General features: G+C 61.5%; 23 protein-coding genes. 19 read left to right on the top strand and 4 right to left on the bottom strand.

What is annotated here, in order from left to right; all coding sequences use genetic code 11:
* The first annotated feature begins 11 nt into the window (after window positions 1-11).
* The 13 genes from LDH74_RS25830 (at window position 12) to LDH74_RS25770 (ending at window position 8,731) form a co-directional block, all read left to right on the top strand.
* Complete coding sequence (locus LDH74_RS25830) at window positions 12-1,055, top strand: hypothetical protein (protein WP_226043487.1); 1,044 nt, start codon at window positions 12-14, stop codon at window positions 1,053-1,055.
* Window positions 1,056-1,067: 12 nt separating this feature from the next.
* Entirely contained in the window at window positions 1,068-1,439 is a 372-nt protein-coding gene (locus LDH74_RS25825) for a hypothetical protein (RefSeq protein ID WP_226043486.1), read from the top strand.
* A 2-nt stretch (window positions 1,440-1,441) separates the two neighbouring features.
* Window positions 1,442-1,978, top strand: coding sequence for a hypothetical protein (locus LDH74_RS25820; RefSeq protein WP_226043485.1), 537 nt, complete (start codon window positions 1,442-1,444; stop codon window positions 1,976-1,978).
* A 3-nt stretch (window positions 1,979-1,981) separates the two neighbouring features.
* A complete protein-coding gene (locus tag LDH74_RS25815) occupies window positions 1,982-2,293 on the top strand; it encodes a hypothetical protein (protein WP_226043484.1) in 312 nt (103 codons plus the stop codon).
* 6 nt (window positions 2,294-2,299) lie between these two features.
* Window positions 2,300-2,863, top strand: a complete 564-nt coding sequence (locus LDH74_RS25810; RefSeq protein WP_226043483.1) for a hypothetical protein — start codon at window positions 2,300-2,302, stop codon at window positions 2,861-2,863.
* Window positions 2,864-2,866: 3 nt separating this feature from the next.
* Entirely contained in the window at window positions 2,867-3,739 is an 873-nt protein-coding gene (locus LDH74_RS25805) for a hypothetical protein (protein WP_226043482.1), read from the top strand.
* A 110-nt stretch (window positions 3,740-3,849) separates the two neighbouring features.
* Window positions 3,850-4,638 (top strand): HNH endonuclease, encoded by a 789-nt coding sequence (locus tag LDH74_RS25800; RefSeq protein ID WP_226043481.1) that lies wholly within the window; start codon window positions 3,850-3,852, stop codon window positions 4,636-4,638.
* A gap of 128 nt (window positions 4,639-4,766) precedes the next feature.
* Window positions 4,767-4,952: a hypothetical protein gene (locus LDH74_RS25795; protein WP_226043480.1), complete on the top strand. Its 186-nt coding sequence runs from the start codon at window positions 4,767-4,769 to the stop codon at window positions 4,950-4,952.
* Window positions 4,952-5,371, top strand: a complete 420-nt coding sequence (locus LDH74_RS25790) for a hypothetical protein (protein WP_226043479.1) — start codon at window positions 4,952-4,954, stop codon at window positions 5,369-5,371. The genes LDH74_RS25795 and LDH74_RS25790 overlap by 1 nt, the downstream gene beginning before the upstream one ends.
* Entirely contained in the window at window positions 5,372-5,896 is a 525-nt protein-coding gene (locus LDH74_RS25785) for a hypothetical protein (protein ID WP_226043478.1), read from the top strand.
* A 31-nt stretch (window positions 5,897-5,927) separates the two neighbouring features.
* Window positions 5,928-6,830, top strand: a complete 903-nt coding sequence (locus LDH74_RS25780; protein WP_226043477.1) for a phage tail tube protein — start codon at window positions 5,928-5,930, stop codon at window positions 6,828-6,830.
* A gap of 3 nt (window positions 6,831-6,833) precedes the next feature.
* Window positions 6,834-7,379: a hypothetical protein gene (locus LDH74_RS25775; RefSeq protein ID WP_226043476.1), complete on the top strand. Its 546-nt coding sequence runs from the start codon at window positions 6,834-6,836 to the stop codon at window positions 7,377-7,379.
* A gap of 86 nt (window positions 7,380-7,465) precedes the next feature.
* Window positions 7,466-8,731, top strand: coding sequence for a hypothetical protein (locus LDH74_RS25770; RefSeq protein WP_226043475.1), 1,266 nt, complete (start codon window positions 7,466-7,468; stop codon window positions 8,729-8,731).
* Between the two features lie 23 nt (window positions 8,732-8,754).
* Here LDH74_RS25770 and LDH74_RS25765 read toward each other — a convergent pair whose 3' ends face one another.
* Complete coding sequence (locus LDH74_RS25765; RefSeq protein ID WP_226043474.1) at window positions 8,755-9,420, bottom strand: rhomboid family intramembrane serine protease; 666 nt, start codon at window positions 9,418-9,420, stop codon at window positions 8,755-8,757.
* A gap of 47 nt (window positions 9,421-9,467) precedes the next feature.
* On the opposite strand from LDH74_RS25765, the gene LDH74_RS25760 reads away from it, so the two are divergent.
* From LDH74_RS25760 to LDH74_RS25735, 6 genes are all read left to right on the top strand, one after another.
* A complete protein-coding gene (locus LDH74_RS25760) occupies window positions 9,468-10,130 on the top strand; it encodes a hypothetical protein (protein WP_226043473.1) in 663 nt (220 codons plus the stop codon).
* On the top strand, window positions 10,131-11,267 hold the full coding sequence (locus LDH74_RS25755) for a hypothetical protein (RefSeq protein ID WP_226043472.1): 1,137 nt from the start codon (window positions 10,131-10,133) through the stop codon (window positions 11,265-11,267). It begins immediately after the preceding gene.
* Window positions 11,268-11,310: 43 nt separating this feature from the next.
* Window positions 11,311-12,762 carry a hypothetical protein gene (locus tag LDH74_RS25750; RefSeq protein WP_226043471.1) on the top strand — a complete coding sequence of 484 codons (1,452 nt, stop codon included), beginning with the start codon at window positions 11,311-11,313 and terminating at the stop codon, window positions 12,760-12,762.
* On the top strand, window positions 12,759-13,883 hold the full coding sequence (locus LDH74_RS25745) for a fibronectin type III domain-containing protein (protein ID WP_226043470.1): 1,125 nt from the start codon (window positions 12,759-12,761) through the stop codon (window positions 13,881-13,883). The genes LDH74_RS25750 and LDH74_RS25745 overlap by 4 nt, the downstream gene beginning before the upstream one ends.
* Window positions 13,883-16,675 carry a fibronectin type III domain-containing protein gene (locus tag LDH74_RS25740; protein WP_226043469.1) on the top strand — a complete coding sequence of 931 codons (2,793 nt, stop codon included), beginning with the start codon at window positions 13,883-13,885 and terminating at the stop codon, window positions 16,673-16,675. The genes LDH74_RS25745 and LDH74_RS25740 overlap by 1 nt, the downstream gene beginning before the upstream one ends.
* Before the next feature lie 641 nt (window positions 16,676-17,316).
* On the top strand, window positions 17,317-17,985 hold the full coding sequence (locus tag LDH74_RS25735; RefSeq protein WP_226043468.1) for an HNH endonuclease: 669 nt from the start codon (window positions 17,317-17,319) through the stop codon (window positions 17,983-17,985).
* Between the two features lie 195 nt (window positions 17,986-18,180).
* Here LDH74_RS25735 and LDH74_RS25730 read toward each other — a convergent pair whose 3' ends face one another.
* The 3 genes from LDH74_RS25730 to LDH74_RS25720 are packed head-to-tail and all read right to left on the bottom strand — an operon-like array spanning window position 18,181 to window position 20,041.
* Window positions 18,181-18,693 (bottom strand): hypothetical protein, encoded by a 513-nt coding sequence (locus LDH74_RS25730; RefSeq protein WP_226043467.1) that lies wholly within the window; start codon window positions 18,691-18,693, stop codon window positions 18,181-18,183.
* Between the two features lie 41 nt (window positions 18,694-18,734).
* On the bottom strand, window positions 18,735-19,169 hold the full coding sequence (locus tag LDH74_RS25725; RefSeq protein WP_226043466.1) for a hypothetical protein: 435 nt from the start codon (window positions 19,167-19,169) through the stop codon (window positions 18,735-18,737).
* A complete protein-coding gene (locus LDH74_RS25720; protein WP_226043465.1) occupies window positions 19,166-20,041 on the bottom strand; it encodes a ParA family protein in 876 nt (291 codons plus the stop codon). The genes LDH74_RS25725 and LDH74_RS25720 overlap by 4 nt, the downstream gene beginning before the upstream one ends.
* Window positions 20,042-20,099: the final 58 nt, after the last annotated feature.

Genomic DNA, 20,099 nt, shown 5'->3' with positions numbered 1-20,099 from the left:
GAGGTATACAAATGAGCACTAACATGACGCCGGCGCGACAGCAGAACCGCGACGCACTGCACGGATCGCAGAAAGACATCGGCCTGGCCGAACTCAACGGCTTCCAGCTCGCCCCCGAAACGGTCGAGGAGTTCCTCACCCGGACGCAGGAAGAGGTCCGTATCCTCGACATGGCCGACACGATGCCGCTGGACCGCCTCGAGGCAGACGTCCCGAAGCTGGGCGTCCCGATGCTCTCGGGTGGCACGCGTGACGAGGAGGGCAACCGCACCCAGAACTCCGGCGCGGAATCCGGCGAGGTGAAGTTCAACACGACGGACAAGCAGTACTACATCCTCGTCGAGCCCAAGCGTGACGCACTCAAGAACACCCACTACGCGAACGACCAGTTCGGGCAGTACATCATCGACGAGTTCATCCAGCGCTGGGCGAACGACGTCGGCCTGATCGGTATCCGCGCGAACGCAGACACCGGCAACCTCGCGTCCATCGGGGGCGACGCCTCCCTCGACGAAACGTGGAACGGATGGATCGCGATCGCCGAGGGCGAGGACACCGCCTCGGACCGCATCGGCCTCGAGGATACCGCAGCGGGCGAGGTCGACACCATGCCCGAGGTCGACATGGGATCGGCCCCGATCGACACGAAGATGTTCAACGACATGGTCCAGACCGTGCCCCAGCGCTACCGCGATCCGGAGAAGATCGCCTTCCTCTGCAGTCCGGACCAGGTCCAGCAGTACCACTACGACCTGACCCAGCGCGAGGACGTCGGCGGCGCGGCCGTCCTCATGGGCGACGGTGACGTCACGCCGTTCGAGTACGACATCATCGGCGTCAACGGCTGGCCGAACAGCTACGCGATGCTGACGAACCCGGAGAACCTGGCGTTCGGCCTCTTCCGCGAGATGGAGGTCGACCAGACGACCAACTCCGACAAGGTCAACGAGAACGTTCTGCACTCGCGCAACTGGCTCGAGGGGCAGTTCGACTACCAGATCAAGGAGCTCCAGGCGGGGGCTCTGTCGACGAACATCCAGGACCCGGTGGCGTAGAGGGGGCCATAGATGACCACTACTAACGAACGGGTCCGATCCCGTTTCGAGGACGGCAAGTACCTCAACGACGGCGCCCGCGGCAACGTCGCGACCGACGCACCAGCCAACGGGGCGGATACGGTTGTCAGCGAAGATGCGGACACCCACGTCGTCACCGCTGACGGGACGAACACGGTCGACCTCTCGAGCGCCGCAGAGGAGGGGCGCGAGGTCACCGTCGTTCACAACGGCGGAGCGTCGACGCCGACGGTGTCGTTCACCGACGCCGACTTCGTCGGTACCGGGCCATCGAACATGACCGCAGCGGGCGCAACAGCGACCGTCCGAAACATCGACGGCACGGCTTCGGGCTGGGTCGTCGTCGCCACCGGGAGCGCCTGACCATGCCGACCGTTGAGAAGATCGCCGGCGGGCGGGTGTACATCCGTCCGCTCGACAAGCGATTCGAGGTTGGCGATCAGGCCGACGTCAGCGACGAGCTGGCGGCACACCTCTGCGAGCAGCGCGGTGACTTCGAACGCGTTGGCGACGGCGTCGAGCCTCTCCCTGAACCGGAAGACCTCACAGTTGACGAGGACGAGACCGCCGACGATGCAGACGCCCCTGACGACGAGTCGGATGATGACGACGGGGAGCTGGACTCGATGGACGCGATCGAAGCCCAACTCGACATCGACGTAGACGACGAGAACGACACGTCAGCGGATTCCACCGGCGACGAGTCCGATAGGTCGGACGCCGACGACGAGGACAGCGGCGTGCTCGAGGGCCCGCATCGCGACCCCGAGGCGGTCGCTGACGAGAAGTGTGGCTACTTCGATTCCGACGAGATGGACAACCCCTGCAGCCGGGGCGCTGGCTGGGGCCGCGACGTCGACGACGGCCCGTGCAAGACGCACGCCGACGAACTGGAGGAGTAACCCGTGGCGGAATCACCACAGGTTGCTGAGGAGACGATCGACATCGAGACCGCCGGCGGATCGGCTTCGGTTCGGATGCTCGGTGCGACGATCGTGTCGATGCACATCCGCGGTGACGCCGCTGCGGAGTATCAGTGGGATGTCCGCCGACGGGGCGGCGAGTGGATCGAGAACGTCGGCTCGGAGCACACTGGCTCGGCGGACTACGACGACACGATGAGGACCGGGATGGCAACCGTCCGGATCCGCTGCTCCAGCGGGAGCGGTGGCGTGGGCGACGAGGCAACAATCACACTCTCGGCGGGCGGCGGATAGCCCGCTATGGTTGTCTCACTCGAGGTCTTCAAACACCTCGTCAAAGGCCTTCGGCAACAGCCGGTCATCGACGTCCAGTCCTTCCTCATCAACAAGGGACGAGCGTGGACGGTCTCCAGCCGGTTCTCGAATGTCGGCACTGACGATTCGATCTACGTCCACACAGACAACCCTGATGGCAGCGGCTACGACTACGACGTCGTCTTTCTCCCGCGGTCGTCAGGGGATATGGACATCGACATATCGTTCGGCGGCGACGCCAACGACGCCACAGCCGTTACGGCGAACAACCTCAAAAGCGGTACTGAGCGCGCGTTCTCCGGCACGGTCTCGGAGTTTAACCCAGGGTCGACCGGGACTGCCCCCAGTCACGGGACGACGTTCATCGAGGACCACGTCCCTGGCGGAAGTCAAGGGTCCGCCATCGCCTCGCAGGTTATCGACGCGGTTGCGTGGACTGTCGACGAGGGTGACGACAAACTCATCGAGATCACGGCGACAGACTGGTCGGGAACGCTCGCGATCAACTTGATCATCTTCGAAATCGACGGCACGTACAAGGAGGTATGAGTTATGGCAACAGGATACTGCACCCTCGAGGATCTCCGGCGAGCCCTGCAGAAGTCAGCACTGCCGGGCGACCTCGGTCAGGACAAGCAGCTCGCCGTCGACGCGATCGCGTCGCAGAGTCGGTGGCTCGAGCGAGCCTACAAGCGCCACTGGTACGCCCCCGATGGGGCCGACATCCTCAGCGAGGCGACGGAGATCGACATCCCCACGGCGCCGCGAACGCGGGATGACGAACACGATATCTCCAGTCATGGAGGGATGGTCCACGGCGCAAGCGAGCGCGACCGGCATCGTTTCCGGAAGAACAGCGACGCGCTGCTCGAGTCGGGGCCGCGGTACGAGCACTGGCGGAAGGACCGACGCGATCCGAAGCGGGAGATCCGCATCGCGATCGGCGAGCCTGAAGCGCTCGAGCCGCCCGTCGACGAGACCGTCCCAGCGTACACGCGGATCCGCCTCGACCGGAAGGACGTCGACGCCATCAACGAGTTGCACGTCATCAACGCCGAGGGCGGCTACGACGACTGGGTCGCAGAAGACGCCTACGATGGCGGCGCCGGGCTGACCCACCGTGGCGAGGACTACTGGGGCCGTGTGAACAACGACGGGATCAGCGAGCTGTATCTCAACGTCCACGCGATGGATGACGAGATCGCCAGTCTGTCGAATGCGATATATTTGGACTGGGATTACGGTGCTGAAAACATTCCGAGCAATGTCAGGCGTGCAGTTGCATTGCTTTCGGGGGCTGAATTCACGGAGGAAATCTCAGTCCAAATACCCGATAATGCAAAACTCTATAATGTGGAATCAAAGGCTGAAGAAATGCGTGAGAGGGCCGAAAAGCTACTGGAGCCGGATTCCAAGCTACCCTGACTGACCGAGGGATTTACATGTCAACCGCACCACTATCTGATAACGAAGCGCGTAGCCTGAAAAGGCCGGACGGTAGGACGTCCGACCGCGCTTCGTGTGGTGCACGAAGCATGTCTAAATCAGATAACAGCACGGAAAACAGTACCGAGTGCCCGACCTGCGGTGACAACTTCGAGACTGGTCGAGCGATGAAGATCCACCACTCCAGAACGCATGGAGAGAGCCTGGTCGAAACATCCGATATTGAATGCCCTACCTGCGGGCGTGAGGACTTTCAGAGCGAGCGAGGGATGAAAACTCACCACAAGAAGGCTCACGGAGAGAGCATTGCCGGTGTCAAGACCGAGTGTTCTTGGTGTGGTGACGAAATCCGGGTTCCTCCTGGGAATTATCGGAAATGCGACCACCACTTCTGTACGGACAAAGGCTGTGAGCCAGAGTGGCGTAAACAATTCTCTGGGGAAAACCACTCACAATGGAAGGGTGGGAAACAGACCTACACGTGCTCTAATTGTGGCGGTGAGGTGACGCGAGCACCCGCCGATGTAAACGGGGAGAACGTGTTCTGTAATCGAGATTGCTACACCGATTGGAAGGGTGATCAGATGCGCGGTCCCGACCACCACAACTGGAAGGGTGGCTACACCCAAAACAAGAACTGGCCCGAGATCCGTCAGAGAGCGCTCGCCGCAGACGGATACCAGTGCCAGGGTTGCGGAGTGTCCGAAGAAGAACACCGCTCCGAGCATGGCGCCGGACTATCGGTTCACCATATCTTCCCACGAATGGAGTTCGACGACCCTCATGAAGCCGACTCGGTGGACAATCTCGTCACCCTCTGCCGAGGGTGCCATGCGAAGTGGGAAGGCATCCCGCTGCGGCCTGAACTGAGCGACTAACCAATTGTCGATGACGCTCGCTGGGGCCGAGGTCCAGACCCAGCTAAATTCTGTAACAACAAACAACCGATGAGCTACGCAACCAGAATAGTCGACGAACACCTCGAGCCTGATGCGGAGGTGCCGTGATGGCTTTCTGCACGCTGCTCTTCGCCCTCTCGGCGACGTTCGTCTTCGCGGCGTTCCTGGCGCTCTTGGCGACATCCGAGGGCAGCGACCGGTCGGCGCAGGTCGCGGAGACGCCTGATGAAGACCCACGTGGTGGTTCGGATCTCGAGGAGTTCGGCCTTCACGAAACGAGGTGGGGGCGCTGATGGAGCTCGATTCGAGCTTCGAAGACGACCTCCGCGAGGCCGTGCTGGACGACGTCGAGAAGAAGGCCCGTGACGATATCGGCCCGCGACTGATCGACATCGCCCGGGAAAACTGGCAGGCCTACGCCTCGAGACACGACTACGATATCGACCACATCTGGGAGGACGTCGAGGGCCCGATCGTCGAGCGGGACGGTGACAGCGTCTCGGTTCGGATCGAGTGGCCTGGCCTCACGGCCCTCTTCGAATGGGGCGTCGATCCGCACACGATCGAGGGCAATCCGCTGCTGCACTTCTACTGGGAGGCGAAGGACAGCTGGATCACGACCGACGAGGTCAACTGGGGCTCGGAGACAGGCGGCATCCCTGAGTCGCGGGCGATCCGAGACACGCTCGACCAGCTGGAGGGTGAGCTGTAGATGGCTGTTCAGGACGAGGTCGCGTGGGTGCTCGAGACGATCCGCAGCAACTGGCCCGACGACTGGCCGGCCGACGACGATGGAACTGAGCGCCTTTACCGGGTCAACCGCGACGAGCCGGAGGTCCTCGAGACAGGCCGGCGGGAAAAGTCAGTTGAATTCACCCGGGCGTCGGCGCTCGGGGCGTCGCTGGGCTCTCGTATCCCCGAGGTCGCCGGCCCGGACAACCGCCGGCGCGTCACGACGACCGTTGACTGTCGTCTGAAGGGGTTGACCTCGCAAGGGGGAGAGCATGGACACATCGACTCGAGCATCCACGCTAAGCAGATCGCCCTCTACGCACAGCACGCGATCCAGCAGGAGCTCTCCTACCCGTCGGTCGACCCCGAGGCGGAGGACATCGGCCGCGTGGCCTACCACACGGTGACCGTTGGCGATCCGGCCGACCGCAGCCAAGAGTGGCAGGACGAGTACTTCTGGACCTGGACGGTCGATCTCGTCGGCTACGAAACCATAGGACAATGACATACGACACGTACACGAACAGAGGTACAGCATGACGGGGGCGGGATCGGCAACGGTCGCGTACACCGTCGAAGACAGCTACGGCGATGGGCCGGCCACTGAACCAACGTGGTACCAGCCCGGGATAGACGTCACGGTCGGCGATCTCACGGTCGAGCAGGCACTCGAGCGGTCGCGCCAGCCAGACGATCCCACACCGTCGGGCTCCCGTCCGGGCAACTGGGAGGGTGCCATGTCGGTGTCGTTCAGCCTGACCGACGACAACTTCCACGACCTCGTTTTCGCTGACGGTGGGACGGCACTTCCGAACTCACCGATGCGTGCTCCGTCGTCGACGTGGTACTACGCGATCGAGATGCCCGACGGGACGACCGAGTCGCGGACGCCGACCGGCGCGATCGTCCAAGATGCGTCGATCAGCTACGAACAGGGCAGCGACATCTCCGTCGAGCTCACGATCCTCTACGGTGACGAGCCCAGCGACATCACGGAACCAGGCACGATTGAGCAGCCCTCTGACGAAGATGTCTACACCTGGCATGGAGCGACGTTCGAGGTCGGCGGTCTCAACCAGCCGCTCATGCAGTCGACGACGCTCTCGCTCTCGGGCCTGGCACGGTTCCGGCGCGGGCAGGGTCGCCATCCCTATGACGCCGTCGTCGACGCGATCGAGCCGTCGTTCTCGACGGACGCGACGTTCACCGAGCGAGACCAACTCGCGCTGGCGGTTGACGACTCTCGAGAGGGGCTGGTCGGCAAGGTCCCGGCGACGTTCGCGCTCGAGAACGGCCAGGGCGACACAATCGAGTACACGCTCGAAGGCTGCCAGCCGACCAGTTACAGCTGGTCGGACCTCGTCGCACCGGACGCCGATCTCGGCGAGCCGATCGACTACCACGTTGCGGACGTCTCCGCGACAACGGCCACTGCCTAACTCATGCTCACAACCGAAACCTACGAACTCGGCACTGCGATCGAGAAACTGAAAGACCGGATCGACGATCTCGAGGAGAGCCTCGAGGAGTTGGAGGAAGAGACTGACAAGTACAAGGCGACCGAAAGCCGCCGCGACCGGCTCCGATACTTCCGAAACGGCCTCGAGTGGCAGCGTGACGAAGAGGAGTGGGGCGGTGACGCCGAGATCGAACTCGGTGCGATGACCGCGGGCGAGAGAGCGATGCTGTATCGTGAGATCCCCGAGGTCGCCGGCGAAGACGAGCGCACCCTCTGGTTCACTGCTGCCAGTACGGCCGATGCGCCGTACGGCGGCTCCGACGACGACCTCAAAGAGACGTTCTCGGCACTTTCCGGCTGCCATCCGGCGTTCACCGACTGGCTTGAGGCGAAGACCAACTCTCTCAGCGTGGCTGAGGGAAACGGATCCTCGACGTCTTCGACGGAGACCACGACCGAAGCCTCGGAGACCTCGACGGACGAGCCGAGCTCGACTACTACATCGTCGTCGGACTCGCCCACGGCATGAGCTACGACGACGTCCTCGAGGTACCGCTCGACTACCTGAAACTGCTCGACGCCTACGCGGCGTCACGACCACTCCTGTAACCGATTATGCCCGCATCAGATGACGGCTTCGGCACGACCTCCACGCTCGAGGTCGAGTTAGACAGTCGGTCGGTCAACAACGTCAAGCAGCAACTGGAGTCCGAGCTCGGGACGACCGAGGTTGGCGTCGCAGATGGCGGCGCGATGTCTGCACAGGTCGCAACAGACGGGTCTGGTGGCGGTCGCGAACGCCGGCGTGCGCGTCGCGAGTACCGCTGGGCCCGCGAGCGGACCGATTACCTCGAGGAGGCAGTAGTCTACCTCGAGGACATCGAAGACAAGGTCGGTGGCGGCGACGGCGGCGGAATGCTCAGTGAGCTGCTCGGCGGCGGCGCGATCGGCGGGCTCCTCGGCGGAGCCGGCGGCGCTGCCGGCGGTATCGGTAGCGGTGTTGCCACGGGTATCGGTGCTGCAGTGGGATCCGCTGTCGGATCGGCGATCGGCGGCTCGAGTGTCGAGGTTGAGAAACCAGACTGGACGCCGATCGAGGTCGACGGGCCTGAAGAGCCGTACGATGTCGACCATCCAGAGGATCCGTACGAGCTGGACCATCCGGAGGATCCGTACGATGTCGACCACCCAGAGGAGCCCTATGCAGTGGAGGATCCATCACCGCTCGGTGTTGAAGACCCGAGCCCGCTGGGGGTCGAGAACCCTGACCCGTTCGCGGTTGACGACCCATCGCCGCTCGAGGTCGAAGAAGTCGATCCCCTCGAGGTCGAAGAGGTGCCCCCGATCGAGATCTCGGTCGATGTGACCACGGCAACTGAAGAAGTGAAGCAGCCGCAGGTAGGTGAGGAGCCGTATATCAAGACAGGTGATGAAGAATCAGAACCTGATTCGGTGTTTGAAGCTACCCGTAAATACCGGGAACAGACTCGGGAACGGACAGAGGACATTCCGGTAATCGGGAAGCCATTTGCAGATGCGGATCGATGGACAGAAGAGCAACTCGAAGGCCTTCAGGACCGCTTTTTTGGTGGGGATTCGCAGTCTGACACCTCGTCATCTGGCGGTTCTTCGGGTAGCTCTGGCAATAACGGAGGGAGCACCAGCCAAACTACAACCACAACAACGACGGTCGAAACATCGGTTGACCCCCGGCCGGCGGATATCGACGCCAGTGTGGGTCCGGTCGACGTCAACGTCCGCGACCTTGACAAGATGGCCGACCGGGTTGTCGACGCGGTCGAGGAACGCATCGAGGAGGTCCGAGATGATATCGAAGCCCAGATCGATGATCTCGAGAGTCAGGTATCAGGGGGGCGGTGAAGACGGTGGTAAAGGCGACTCTGTCAACTACGTGAAACACGGTCGAGCAGCCCCCACTGCTGCGGTCGGAGCAGATTGAAATGGCCAGAGAGCAGGCCGATCGCCGCGCCGGTGAAATGCGCGAGGTTCGCGATCTCCATTCCCGCCGACTGGATCGTCAGAAAAAGCGCGACGCCAGCCGCGACTGATAGCACAACTCGGATCGACGCGCCCTCAAGAACGGCGGACGAAACGGTGTTGCTCGTTAGGAGATACCCGACGAGAGCGAACGCTGCCCCACTTGCCCCGAGAACTGGGGCTGCAGTCCCCATCGCATCTGTCACGGCGACGTGGCTCACTCCGGCGAGTATCCCGGAAGACAGGAAAAAGAGGTGAAAGCGGAACCAACTCGTAGAAAGCGAGATAATTCCGCCTGCGATGAGGATGACGGTTGCGTTCCCTGTGAGGTGGTCTGGAGAACTGTGGGCATAAACGCTCAACGGGAGTTGCCACCACTCCTCTGTAAGCGGTGCTTGCAGCATGAAGGGGTCGACGTCGTTTGCTTGTACACCTGTCCAAGTTGCCAGCGAGACGATAGACATTAGCATTAGCGTCTGAAGCGCTGGATTCATCGCGACCGAGAGACCGCCCATCGGCTTTTCACCAGCGTTGGGGCCGACCTGCTGCGGCGTCTCGGCGGCCTGTTTCATATCCTGATATTCCGTCGAATAGTCAAAAATGATTCCCCTATAACACCATGACACTGAGAAGCACAGCGTATCTCGAGATCGACATCAACGGTGGCGACACTACCGGCGTCTTCGAGCTTCGAGAGGATCTCTCAGATACCGGTGACGTGACGAAGAACTACCTCCTCAGCAACCGCGGACAGCGGTTCAGGGAGGCCTTCGACATCGGCACGGATCTCCTCCCGGACGACGTCGCCGATGCGGACCTCGAGAATCGCAAAGGGTACCACGTCGACGGTGGCTCCGGCCACTACCAGGAGACGCTCTCGTTCGCTGCCAGTCCGGGCGACGAATGGGGCGATGGGTCGACCAATCCCGATGACCCTGACGACATCAACAAGACCGACGCAACCGGATCGGACCTGATCGCGATGAAACAGGTCTTCGAGTGGTTCGTCACCCAGAGTAAGAGCGACAGCTCCGGCGGTACCCGACTCCACATCGGCGAGTGGAATGACGGAACGTACTCGGGGACCGGCGAGGCCGGCGCGTTCGGACAGCCGATGCCCGTTGCGATCAACGAGAGCAGCATCACGTACGACCCGGACAAGCCGGCAGCGATCGAGGGATCAATTACGCTGACCTGGACATCGATGTTCCCCAACGTCGATCTGCAGGGGTCGTTCGACAGTGGGCTAAACGACATCGCCGACTTCGTACAGGACTTTTAAATGAAATACATCTACAACAGCCCGATCCCGGAGGCCGCTCAGACGGCCGAGAGTGACAGTCTCGGCCAGAAACTCGCCGAGGCAGGCATCCTCCAGGAGGACGGCGCGATCGTCGAGTCACTCTCCTCGGAGGCGGCGGACCTCTCGCTCAGTGGACAGTACCGCTGGGGCGAGGAGATCTCGACGATGCTCGCGAACGAGCTCGATGAACTGTCGGACTCGAGCCTGCCGACGCTGCCGCTGTATCGGCGCAGTGGTAGCTACTCGAACGCTGGCTACTACGAGATCGCGAGCGCAGACGTCGAGCCGCTTCATGCGAACGATCGGAGCGTCTGGGCGTACACACTCTCGCTGACGTTCGTCGGTAAGAAGGGGAGCTACTACCGAGCCCTCGAGTCAAACCCGCGGGAACTTGAACACCAGTTTGGGAACACCCTCGAGCGGCTGGTCGGCGTCCCCAGTACTGCTGAAAAGGTTCAGTGGCTCGGCGATGCCGGCGCTCGAGCGTCAGCAACCCCGGTCGAGACACGATCGACCGCGGCGGCGGACGTCGACATCTATGATCTCGACAACGCGTCAGTAGAGGGTGATGCTCCGACGCTGATCTACGCGGTCGACTACGCGAACGAAGTCCCGTGCGGCGTTCGGGTCTACGACACCCGTGGCTACGATGCGAAGTTCACAGATGAGGGTATCCGCCAGTGGCAGACTATCCACTCGACGGAGCACGATATCGCCAACCAAGTAGTCCTTTCAAACGCCCTCCTGCGGCTCCGTCTCGACGAGGCCAACGGTACGCTCGAGGCCGAGGAGTGGGACTCCGCGACCGACGGCTGGACGACGGTCGGCCTCGAGGCCGATCAACCCGCCACGATCGACCTGTTCGACGTCGACCTCATGGACGTCGCGATGGTCCGCGATCGCGCCCAGCTCACGTTCGACGTCGACGGCTCGCTGTTCGCGTTGAACGCGATCCTCAATCGCGGCTACGACGCGGTGCAGTTCTCGAAGCCCGAGGACGAGGCAGGGCCGATCCCGACGGAATTGGCGGACTGGCTCTCCCCGATCGCGTCGGAGTCACTGATCGATCCGAATGCGTCGAAGGGGCTCGTTGCTCGCAACAACGTCCGCCGGTGAACCACTGTAGAACCGACACCTCAGTTTTCGGTACGATACTCCAATGACATTCAATCCCAGCATCGCAGACGGCGCACAGTTGCTCGACATCGTTCAGTACCAGATGGCACTCAACGGCTACCATCTGCTCGATCCCGATGGCGCGAGTGTCGATCCCGGCAGTAGTAACCTCACGGTCGACGTGACGTTCTCAACACAGGCTCGTCTCGGTGGGCCAGCGGAGGCCGTGAGCAATGCCTCGGGGGTCTCCCTTCCCAGTTCCGACCCAGACAACCCGCGGAAGGCGCTGGTCTATCTGGACGACGCTGGCACGATTCAGACGCTCGGCGGTGAGCCAGCAGCGGCCGATCCGTCGAACGAGCAGGGGACGCGGACGGGAGTCCCGACGGTCCCTATCCCTAGCGGGGCGTTCATCCCGCTCGCAGAGGTCTGGATCGGGGCGGGGGTGAGCGATATCTCGAGCAGCGACATCTCGAGTCGGCGAATCCCCTTCTCACAGGGAGAGGGGTCCGGAATTAATGCTGATTACATCCGAGGACAAGGAATAGGAGCGTTCGATCCTCCGATTTATGGCCTCGGAGTCGACGGGGAGATCATCAGAAGCTCGAATACGACCGAGAGTACGCGCTTTTTCGCCGAGAGATACGTCGTTGAGCAAGGTGCAACGGTACAATCGTCTGAAGGGGTCATCGCGGTCCACGCAACTGACGAGATCGTTATAGACGGGTCCATAGATGTCTCAGGTGATGGGGCATCCGGAGGGACGGGTGGTGATGGTCACTCGAGATCTTCTAGTTCGGATGGGGACGACGGCGAACCTGGGACGGACGGATCCCTTGGCGATCTTGTCGGCGATTCACAGTTTAAGTCCGGGGGCGACGGTGGTGCCGGAGGTGACTATATAACAAACGACGGGGGTGCGTCAGTTCCGGGTGCTGATCTCGGAGGACAAGAATATGCGGACAACAGTCCAGAGTGGGAGGATTTTGGACTTAATCGAGGCAGCATCTTCGACTCGCTGATGAATCTTGCTCTCATCGCCGGTGCAGGAGGAGGGGGAGGAGCGAGCGGTTCGCCCGGCGGAACAAGTGGAAGTACCAGTGGTTCCCAAGGTCGTAGTGGGCATGGCGGAGACGCAGGCGATGGTGGTGGAGTTGTCTTTCTCAAAGCCCCTTACGTTGAAATTGACGGCTCCGTCTTAGCCGAAGGAACCGACGGACAAGATGGGGGGAATGGTGTTCCGCCAGACGGATCCGGTTATTCGGGACACGGTGGCGGCGGTGGCGGTGGTGGCGGGGCTGGCGGCTGTATCATCATACTGGCCCGCGAATTTGTAATAAATGGTTCAGTGTCTGTTTCCGGTGGACAACCCGGGACCGGTGGGGCGGGGACAGCCGGGAGCGGGGAATCAGATACTGAACCCGGCAAAGACGGGCAGGCAGGCCAAGCAGGGATCGATGGAAGAATCATTCTGATCGGAACAGACGGACAATGAGCAGTTTCACCTGGGGCGGTTCACAGCCCGCAACATGGGGAGGCTCACAGTCTGCAACGTGGGGGGCATCGCAACCAACTGCTCCGACAAACGTCTCGGTGACCGTTGACGGCATTCGGACGATCACCGTTGAGTGGGAGTTTACGAGCAACGCCGACTCCGCGATCGTCGAACGCTCCCCATCCGGAGACGGCAACTGGAGTGAGGTAGGGACGGTCAGCTACCCGACTTCGACGTTCACCGACGACGAACAGTCGAAACTCGATGATGAGCGGTACGATTACCGAGTGATCGCAAACAATTCGATCGGATCGTCTGACCCTTCAGCGAGTGTCAGTTCGGGCCGGTTGCCACTCCCAGCCCCGACAGGTATCACTGTCGACGCTGTCACCACCGATTCAGTCGACCTCTCGTGGACCGACAACGCCAACAACGAGGACGGCTACCGCGCTTTCCTCTCGCGATCGCAACAGTCGTTTGAGGGGGGTTTCGGCAACTGGACAAGTGGAGCGTGGGTGCGCTCGACAACCCAAGCATTCGAGGGAGCCGAGGCAGCTTACGCTGACGGTTCAGGCGGGACACCGCTCAACTCACCCTCCATTACAATCCCATCCGGTCAGATGGCCGTCAACGAGTACGTCTACCTGTCCGGGAGTATGGATACCAGCGTTAACCAGCACATCGTTTCATACTACGATCCGGGGAACGGCTGGGGTGGCCCACACGTCTCACAGCGGAACGGTGAGCTAATGTACTACGATGGCTCGTGGAACTCAACGGGGTATTCGTTCCCGCTCGGTGAGTGGATCCGCGTTGGTGCTTACATCGACATCGCGAACCAGTGGTTCAGCATCATGATCGTCGATTCGGCTGGTCTCCATCAACCGATCAGCGGAGAAGCGTTCATTGACCGGGCATCCTTCACCGCCGGCGATAGCCGGGTAATGCGACACTCGAACAGCGCTGAGCACTACCTCGACGCCGTGACCCAGTACACCACATCGCCCTCGACAGTCGCAGCGAATAGCACAACAGCGACCGTCTCCAGTCTCCTCAACGGAGAACGATATCACTCCGTAGTGGCTGGCTATACGGCGAATACGGGGGTGTTGGATAACTAATGCCAACCACGTTCACAACCGACGTTCCGGACATCGACTCGCTTTCGCTGGACGCAAGCGTTGCAGAGGAGATTACGGCAGCGTGGAACGCTGATCTGAACAACGGAGAGTACCGCCTCGAACTCCGCGACGACGATCCGAGTGGCGATCATCCACCATACGAACTCGAGACGACGGTACCGTTTGATGGTACACTCGAGCATGTCACCCAGAACATCCTCGGGGGTGAGCAGTATTCGGTTCGGGTTCGGGCACAGACCCAATTCGTGACAGGAGAGTGGATGGCCGCTGAGGAGCTGACGAAACTCCTCGCGTCGGATGCCATCGAGTTCACGGACGTCGGCCAGGTCTCGCTCACTGCCGGCTGGACAATCAACAATGACTTCCGCGGCTCCCATCAGGTTTACCGACGGCGGACGGACTACGGTGTCAGCACGAACTTTTCAGATGATGCCGAACTGATCGGCACTGTTGCGTCCGACGACAGCGACTTCGTCGACGACACGGTTGGCCCAGACCGCGAGTACGAGTATCGCGTCAGGACTCTCACCCAGTGGCAATATGCAGATAGTAGTGTCTCCGACCCGGTCGTCACCGAGGCGCTCGAGATCGGGCGGAGCCCCGTCCCCGCTCGAGGGTGGTACGTCGAGGTCGATCACCCGTCAGGGACGACATTCACGCCGCAGGTCTTGGACGATGCCCAACTCGAGCCCCGGCTCAAGGCACTTCCACGGGCCCAGATCCCGGTCCCGCGCAGCGAGACATGGCTTTCCGAGGCCCTCGAGGACGCCCCGATGCGAGTCTGGAAGGACGGCGAGCGCCAGCCGATCGACGAGATCGAGGACGTCGACATCCAGGCCGACCGGACGGTACTGGTCGGCACCGGCGGCACGGAACTCGAGCAGACCGTCGACCGCGACGTCGTCGCTGAGCCGGCCCACGAGGTCGCGGCGGATCTGGTCGGGGACGAGACCGGCTACGTCGTCAACGTCGACGCGCCGCCCGTCGAAGAGAGCGAGGCCGTCGCCCAGGACCCTGCGACAGCGTCGGAGTGGACAGACGTGACCGAGCACTCGGACCTCTCTGAGATCCCCGTGGGGATCGACAACAGCGCCGACGCGCCTGTCACACAGCGATCGAACATCCTCCTGCGGACTGGCGGCCAGCAGTGGGCTGGGATCGGCGGCACGGGAACGTCGGTCTTCGATGACTCGGCGTTCGCCAGTGGGACAGGGATCGGCCTCCAGGACCAAGGCGACTACGTCCGGTGGACGTTCTCGCTCGAGTCGACGATCGCCGAGGAGAACCTCCGATTTGCATTGCGGGCCGAATCGGACTCCGACGTCCCGCCACTGACGGCAACGATCACGGACACCGATGCCGATCAGACGGTGGGCAGCGTCAGTCTCTGGAGCAACTCCTCGAGCCTCTCCCTACAGTGGTACTCCCACGAGAGTTTCGAGGACGGGGCGACGATCTTCGCCTCCAGTTCGGCAAGTGAGTGGGACGCCGGCGATCTCCCCGCCGGCAACTACGAACTCCGCCTCGAGGCCGGGACGACATACGGCGACCAGGGCGAACTGCGGGTCGACCTGCTCTCGGTACACGACGACCGCTACCAGTACGACTTCGGCGACAGCGTTGACGCCAGCGGCGGGATCGATGGCCCCGCGCCGTACCCACACCTCGTCGAGACGCGACTCGATCAGTACCAGGCCGTCCTCTCGGTTTACGGTGGCGAGCTCGCGATTGACGCCAACGACACGGGCGGCGAGCAGTTCATCGAGATCTCGAACGACGGCATCGACTGGCTCCGCGCCGATAACAGTTCGACCGTCTCCGGTGAGTTCGCCGATCTCGGCGGTTCGATTATGGTCAGACTCGGCTTCTCCCGGCATGGAGACGACGGTGAGGGGGCAGTCCCCCGATACGGCACCGAACCGACGCAGATCAACAGTCTCACGCTGACGGCGTGGCTCAACGACACGCCGCTGGTGATCGGCCGTAACCTCAAGGGCGACCTCTCGGAGGTGCTGACGACGCAGATCGCCGACAATGTCGACGCGCTCTGGGAGGCCCGCCAGGACGGCGACCAGACGACGTTCGAGTGGGCCCAAGCGGGCACCCGCTCGAGCGATCGGGACGCCGATGTCGTCGACTACTCCGTGACGAAGCACAACCGACGCTACCTCAAGGCGACCGTCGAGGGCGGCCGGTCGACCGTCAGCGACGAGGCGGTCACGGCCAGCTACGGCTCGCCGGTCGCCCTCGAGGAGGGGCGCGTGATCGCTGGCTCCGAGCGCGTCCGCAGCGCCGAGACTGGCGAGCGATATCGAACGGGACTCGACTACGAGCTCCGGCCGGGCGCTGGCGAGTTGGACATCCGTGAGGCCGGCGCGATCGCCGATGGCGAGGCGCTGTTGGTCGACTACGAGCACAACGTGATCGGCGAGTGGGAGCACTCCGACTACGACGGCGACACCCGAACCCATCTCGAGGAGACGATCCCGAACGCGACGACGCCGCGGGCCTGCACGCGAGCGGCAAAGGTGCTCGTCGACGAGCTCTCGGTGCCGCGCTGGGAGGCCGACGTCTCGATCCCGCCGGGCGACGCTATCGACGGGTTGCTCGAGGCGCTCGACCTCGAGGCTGTTCCCGGCGACGCGCTCGCGGTCTACGAGAACGACGTTACGCCGGAGGGTCAGCAGCTACGGCTCGGAAACCGCCAGCAGGTCAGCGAGACCGTCCGGCGGATCCAGTCTCAGCTGGCCGCGACGAGCGACCGGGTCTAACGTCGAAGGATTTGTCCTATTCCCCGATCTCGAGTGCGCCGACGGCCTCGGCCGGCAAGCGAGTTAGGACGGGGTGCGAATGGCAGTGGGTCCGGAGGTTTATATGTTGGAGCGAGCCACTAACGATTGCGTCCAATCGGGACGCAGAGACGTTGGTTGCCAAGGGCGTGGATTAACACCCGCGACCCTCCACCGTTTCCAGAGAACTACTTGCCCTCAAGATCAGCAACTACGTAGTGGGCACTGACCGAGTTCAGTGCGACGGCGATCAGGAGGTCTTCGCGACGATCGTCCAGAGGCATCACTGCCGTTGGCCGCGACTTCCGTGATAAAGATCAGGTCCGCGGATGCCGTTTCTCTGCTTCTTTTCGACGCTTGCGCTCCTCGCGCCATCGGAGTATTTGAATAGCTATGCTAATAACTTGAAATGATTCAGCGATCATTCTATCTAAAGTGTAATCACAAGTGGCCGCAGAACATGGTCACACGATTTGATATAACTATGGTATTCTCAGATGGCAGTACCGCCTCGGTAGCTTGAAGTTCGTCTCAACCGTTACTATCCACAGCACGAGTATGCGCGTCAGAACCAAAGCGCGCCGGGGTGTAGGGCCCCGACGCACTCGTGCTGAGTTACCAGCATGGAGAATCACACGCTACAGGACTATAAATCCGGTTTGTCGAAAGAACAGCTCAAGAAACTGTACGTTGATCGTGGTCTAAGCAGGTATAAGATTGCAGACCGGTTTGAAACCGACGAGGCTAAGGTCAAATCAGATCTGAGGAAGTGGGGGATTCTGCGCCCTGGCCAAGTAGAATGGTCTGAAACAGAGCTTCGAAGCCTATACCTCGAGGATGGTTTGACAATCAAAGAGGTCTGTGACAAACTGGACACATACCGTTCAAAAGTTCAACGTCATCTCGCCCACTACGACATTCGAAAGACGCAAAAGCAAGCTGTTAGAGATCACCATGATTCGGATAGTAGGCCGGCCTGGTTCTACACCCGAAAAGATGGATACGAGAATTGGGGCGTCAGGGACTATACTGTCTGTGTGCACCGATTACTTGCCGTTGTCAAATACGGCTATGACGCTTTAGATGGGGCGCACGTCCATCACAAGAACGGCATTCCATGGGATAATAGACTCTCGAATTTGGAAGTTAAGTCCCCGCGAGACCATATAAATGAACATTGGAACGAAATGCCCCTAAGATTCCGTATCGAAGCAGCTGATGATGAGAAACTGGCGATAGCTCTCGAAGCTGCGGGGTATAACAGTGCCGCGTCGGCGATCAAAGAAGAGTAACTCAATCATTCAGATCCCGAACTGTAGGCCCAGATCCGCCGAATAGGCGCTGCGCTGTGTCTGGGTGCCTCGAGGAGCCCGGTTTCGACGCCTCGAACCCAGGGTTTCGGCTCGAGAATGCGGTGTTACACCCGCGAGAAGGGTGTTCTACACCGTGTATATATCGTATGTCGCTCTATCAACTTGGGCCCCCGTCTACTTGAGGAGCGGAACATCGTCCTGCTCGACGATCTCGCTGACATCAAGCGCGACATCACCTTCAGGAGCATCGAAGACCGGTCCGATGGATGTCTTACCACCGGTGTACCAGTCACCCCGACCGCGTAGTCGCTGAAGGTGATCTTCTCGAAGCGCGGCGAACTCAACGCCATTATGGGGCCACTCGGTCGGCTCGAACCGGTCACCGGACTCGATAGAGACCAGTTCGGCGTCGTCAGTTGCTGGTTTCTCCAACTGTTCGAGAGTTAGTTCTCCAATGTGATCGATGAGGACGTACGGCTGGATCCATCTTTCCCGCGATGGCTCGAGCGTCCGTAGCTCGTCATCCTCGGTCAGATATCGCAAGTCATCGAACGATTCCCACTGACCGATGATTGAAATTTCGAGCAGTTGTTCCTCGTCGACGATCTCCTCTGTGGTCTCGAACTTCTGGTCCGATTCCCTGTTGTTCGATCTACCAGAGAGACAACCTGCGAACAGCGCACTCACGCCGCATGCGATCAGGGACCGCCTCTGGATAGAGCCTGTCATCATTCGAAGTCGTAGCCCCACTCACGGAGCTGGTCGGCGACCTCGTCGACGTGCTCGAGGCCGACCAGCAGCGCGGCCTCTCGAAGATCGGCCTTCTTGATCGACTCGCCGAGGACGGCCTCGACGTCCGTCTTCCCCTCGCGTTGCTGGTCGAGCGTCGACTGCTGAAGGTGGAGTTGGACCGTCTGGGCCCGGCCATCGGTGATGCTATTGCGCTCGTAGATCCAGGGGAGTCCGCTGCTCGACGGGGCCGTCGACGACGTCTCGTCACGATCGTCGCGACGCCGGTCGCGATCGTCGCTCGGATCAGGCCGTGATGCCGCATCGGTCGACGTCGACGACTCGCTCTCGACGGGCTCAGCGTCCCCCTCGTCATCGTCACCGTCACTACTGAACGGATCGTCCCCGCTCGCCCCGCTCTTGAATCCCGTCATGCGTCCACCTCGTGATCGAGCGTACCAGGCTCAGGTGGGTTCGGCGCTTCGATCCCTCGCTGCTCCTCGAGGTACCGGGCGAGACGATCGAACTGGGCGAGTGTCTCGAGCTCGTGATCCCGCGGGTAGTCCCGATGCTCGCGCTCGTAGGTGAACGCCGAGCACTGCTGTTTCCAACAGCCCTCCATGAGTGACGTTCGGTCACCGATGATCTCGGGCGTCGGGAACGAGATCTCGTCGATCAACTCCTTCTGATCGTTCGTTCCCTTGAATCCGTTCGGCACCGCAGCGAGGACACCGACCTCAATATTCATCTTGTCGGCGAAGTTCGATGCGAGCTCCTCGAGGCCGGTGACTGATGCGTCACCCTTTGCAGAGGGCTCGACTGGGATGACGAGGTTGCGCGTCGCGTAGATCGCGTTGTAGAGGTGGGGACTCTCCATCGCCGGCGGGTCGCAGATCACGACGTCGTAGTGATCGCCGACGCCGGCCTCCTGGAGGACGCGCTGCAGCTGGGCGTGGACGTTGTACGCATCGCCGAAGTCCTCGGCTTTCTGCTGCTCGCGATCGAGATGGCTCGCGAGGTCCGAGAGCATGTTGTGCTCTGGGACGATATCGACACCTTCCGCAGTTCGAATGAGGTCCTCGAACGGGCCTTTTGGCGCGTTGACCATGTGCCGGACGAGGTTGTCCGCGTCTTTCTCGGCTCGATCGACGTCGACGCCGAGCAGTCGGCTGAGGTCTCCGTCCTGTGGATCCAGCGGGACGGCCAGCACGTTGAGCTCCCCTCGAGCGTGCGCCGCTGCGAGCGACGCCGTCAGCGACGATTTCCCGACGCCGCCGGCTTCGGAATAGACCGTGTACGTGAGCATGAGTGTCTCCGATGCGTTACTAAGATAAGAAACTACGTCAGACAAGATGGCCAAGAAA

Origin of the sequence: Natrinema sp. DC36, assembly GCF_020405225.1 — an archaeon.
In the GTDB taxonomy this organism is placed as follows: Archaea; Halobacteriota; Halobacteria; order Halobacteriales; family Natrialbaceae; genus Natrinema.
The sequence above is the reverse complement of the archived record's forward strand: the minus strand, read 5'-3'. Positions and strand labels throughout refer to the sequence as shown.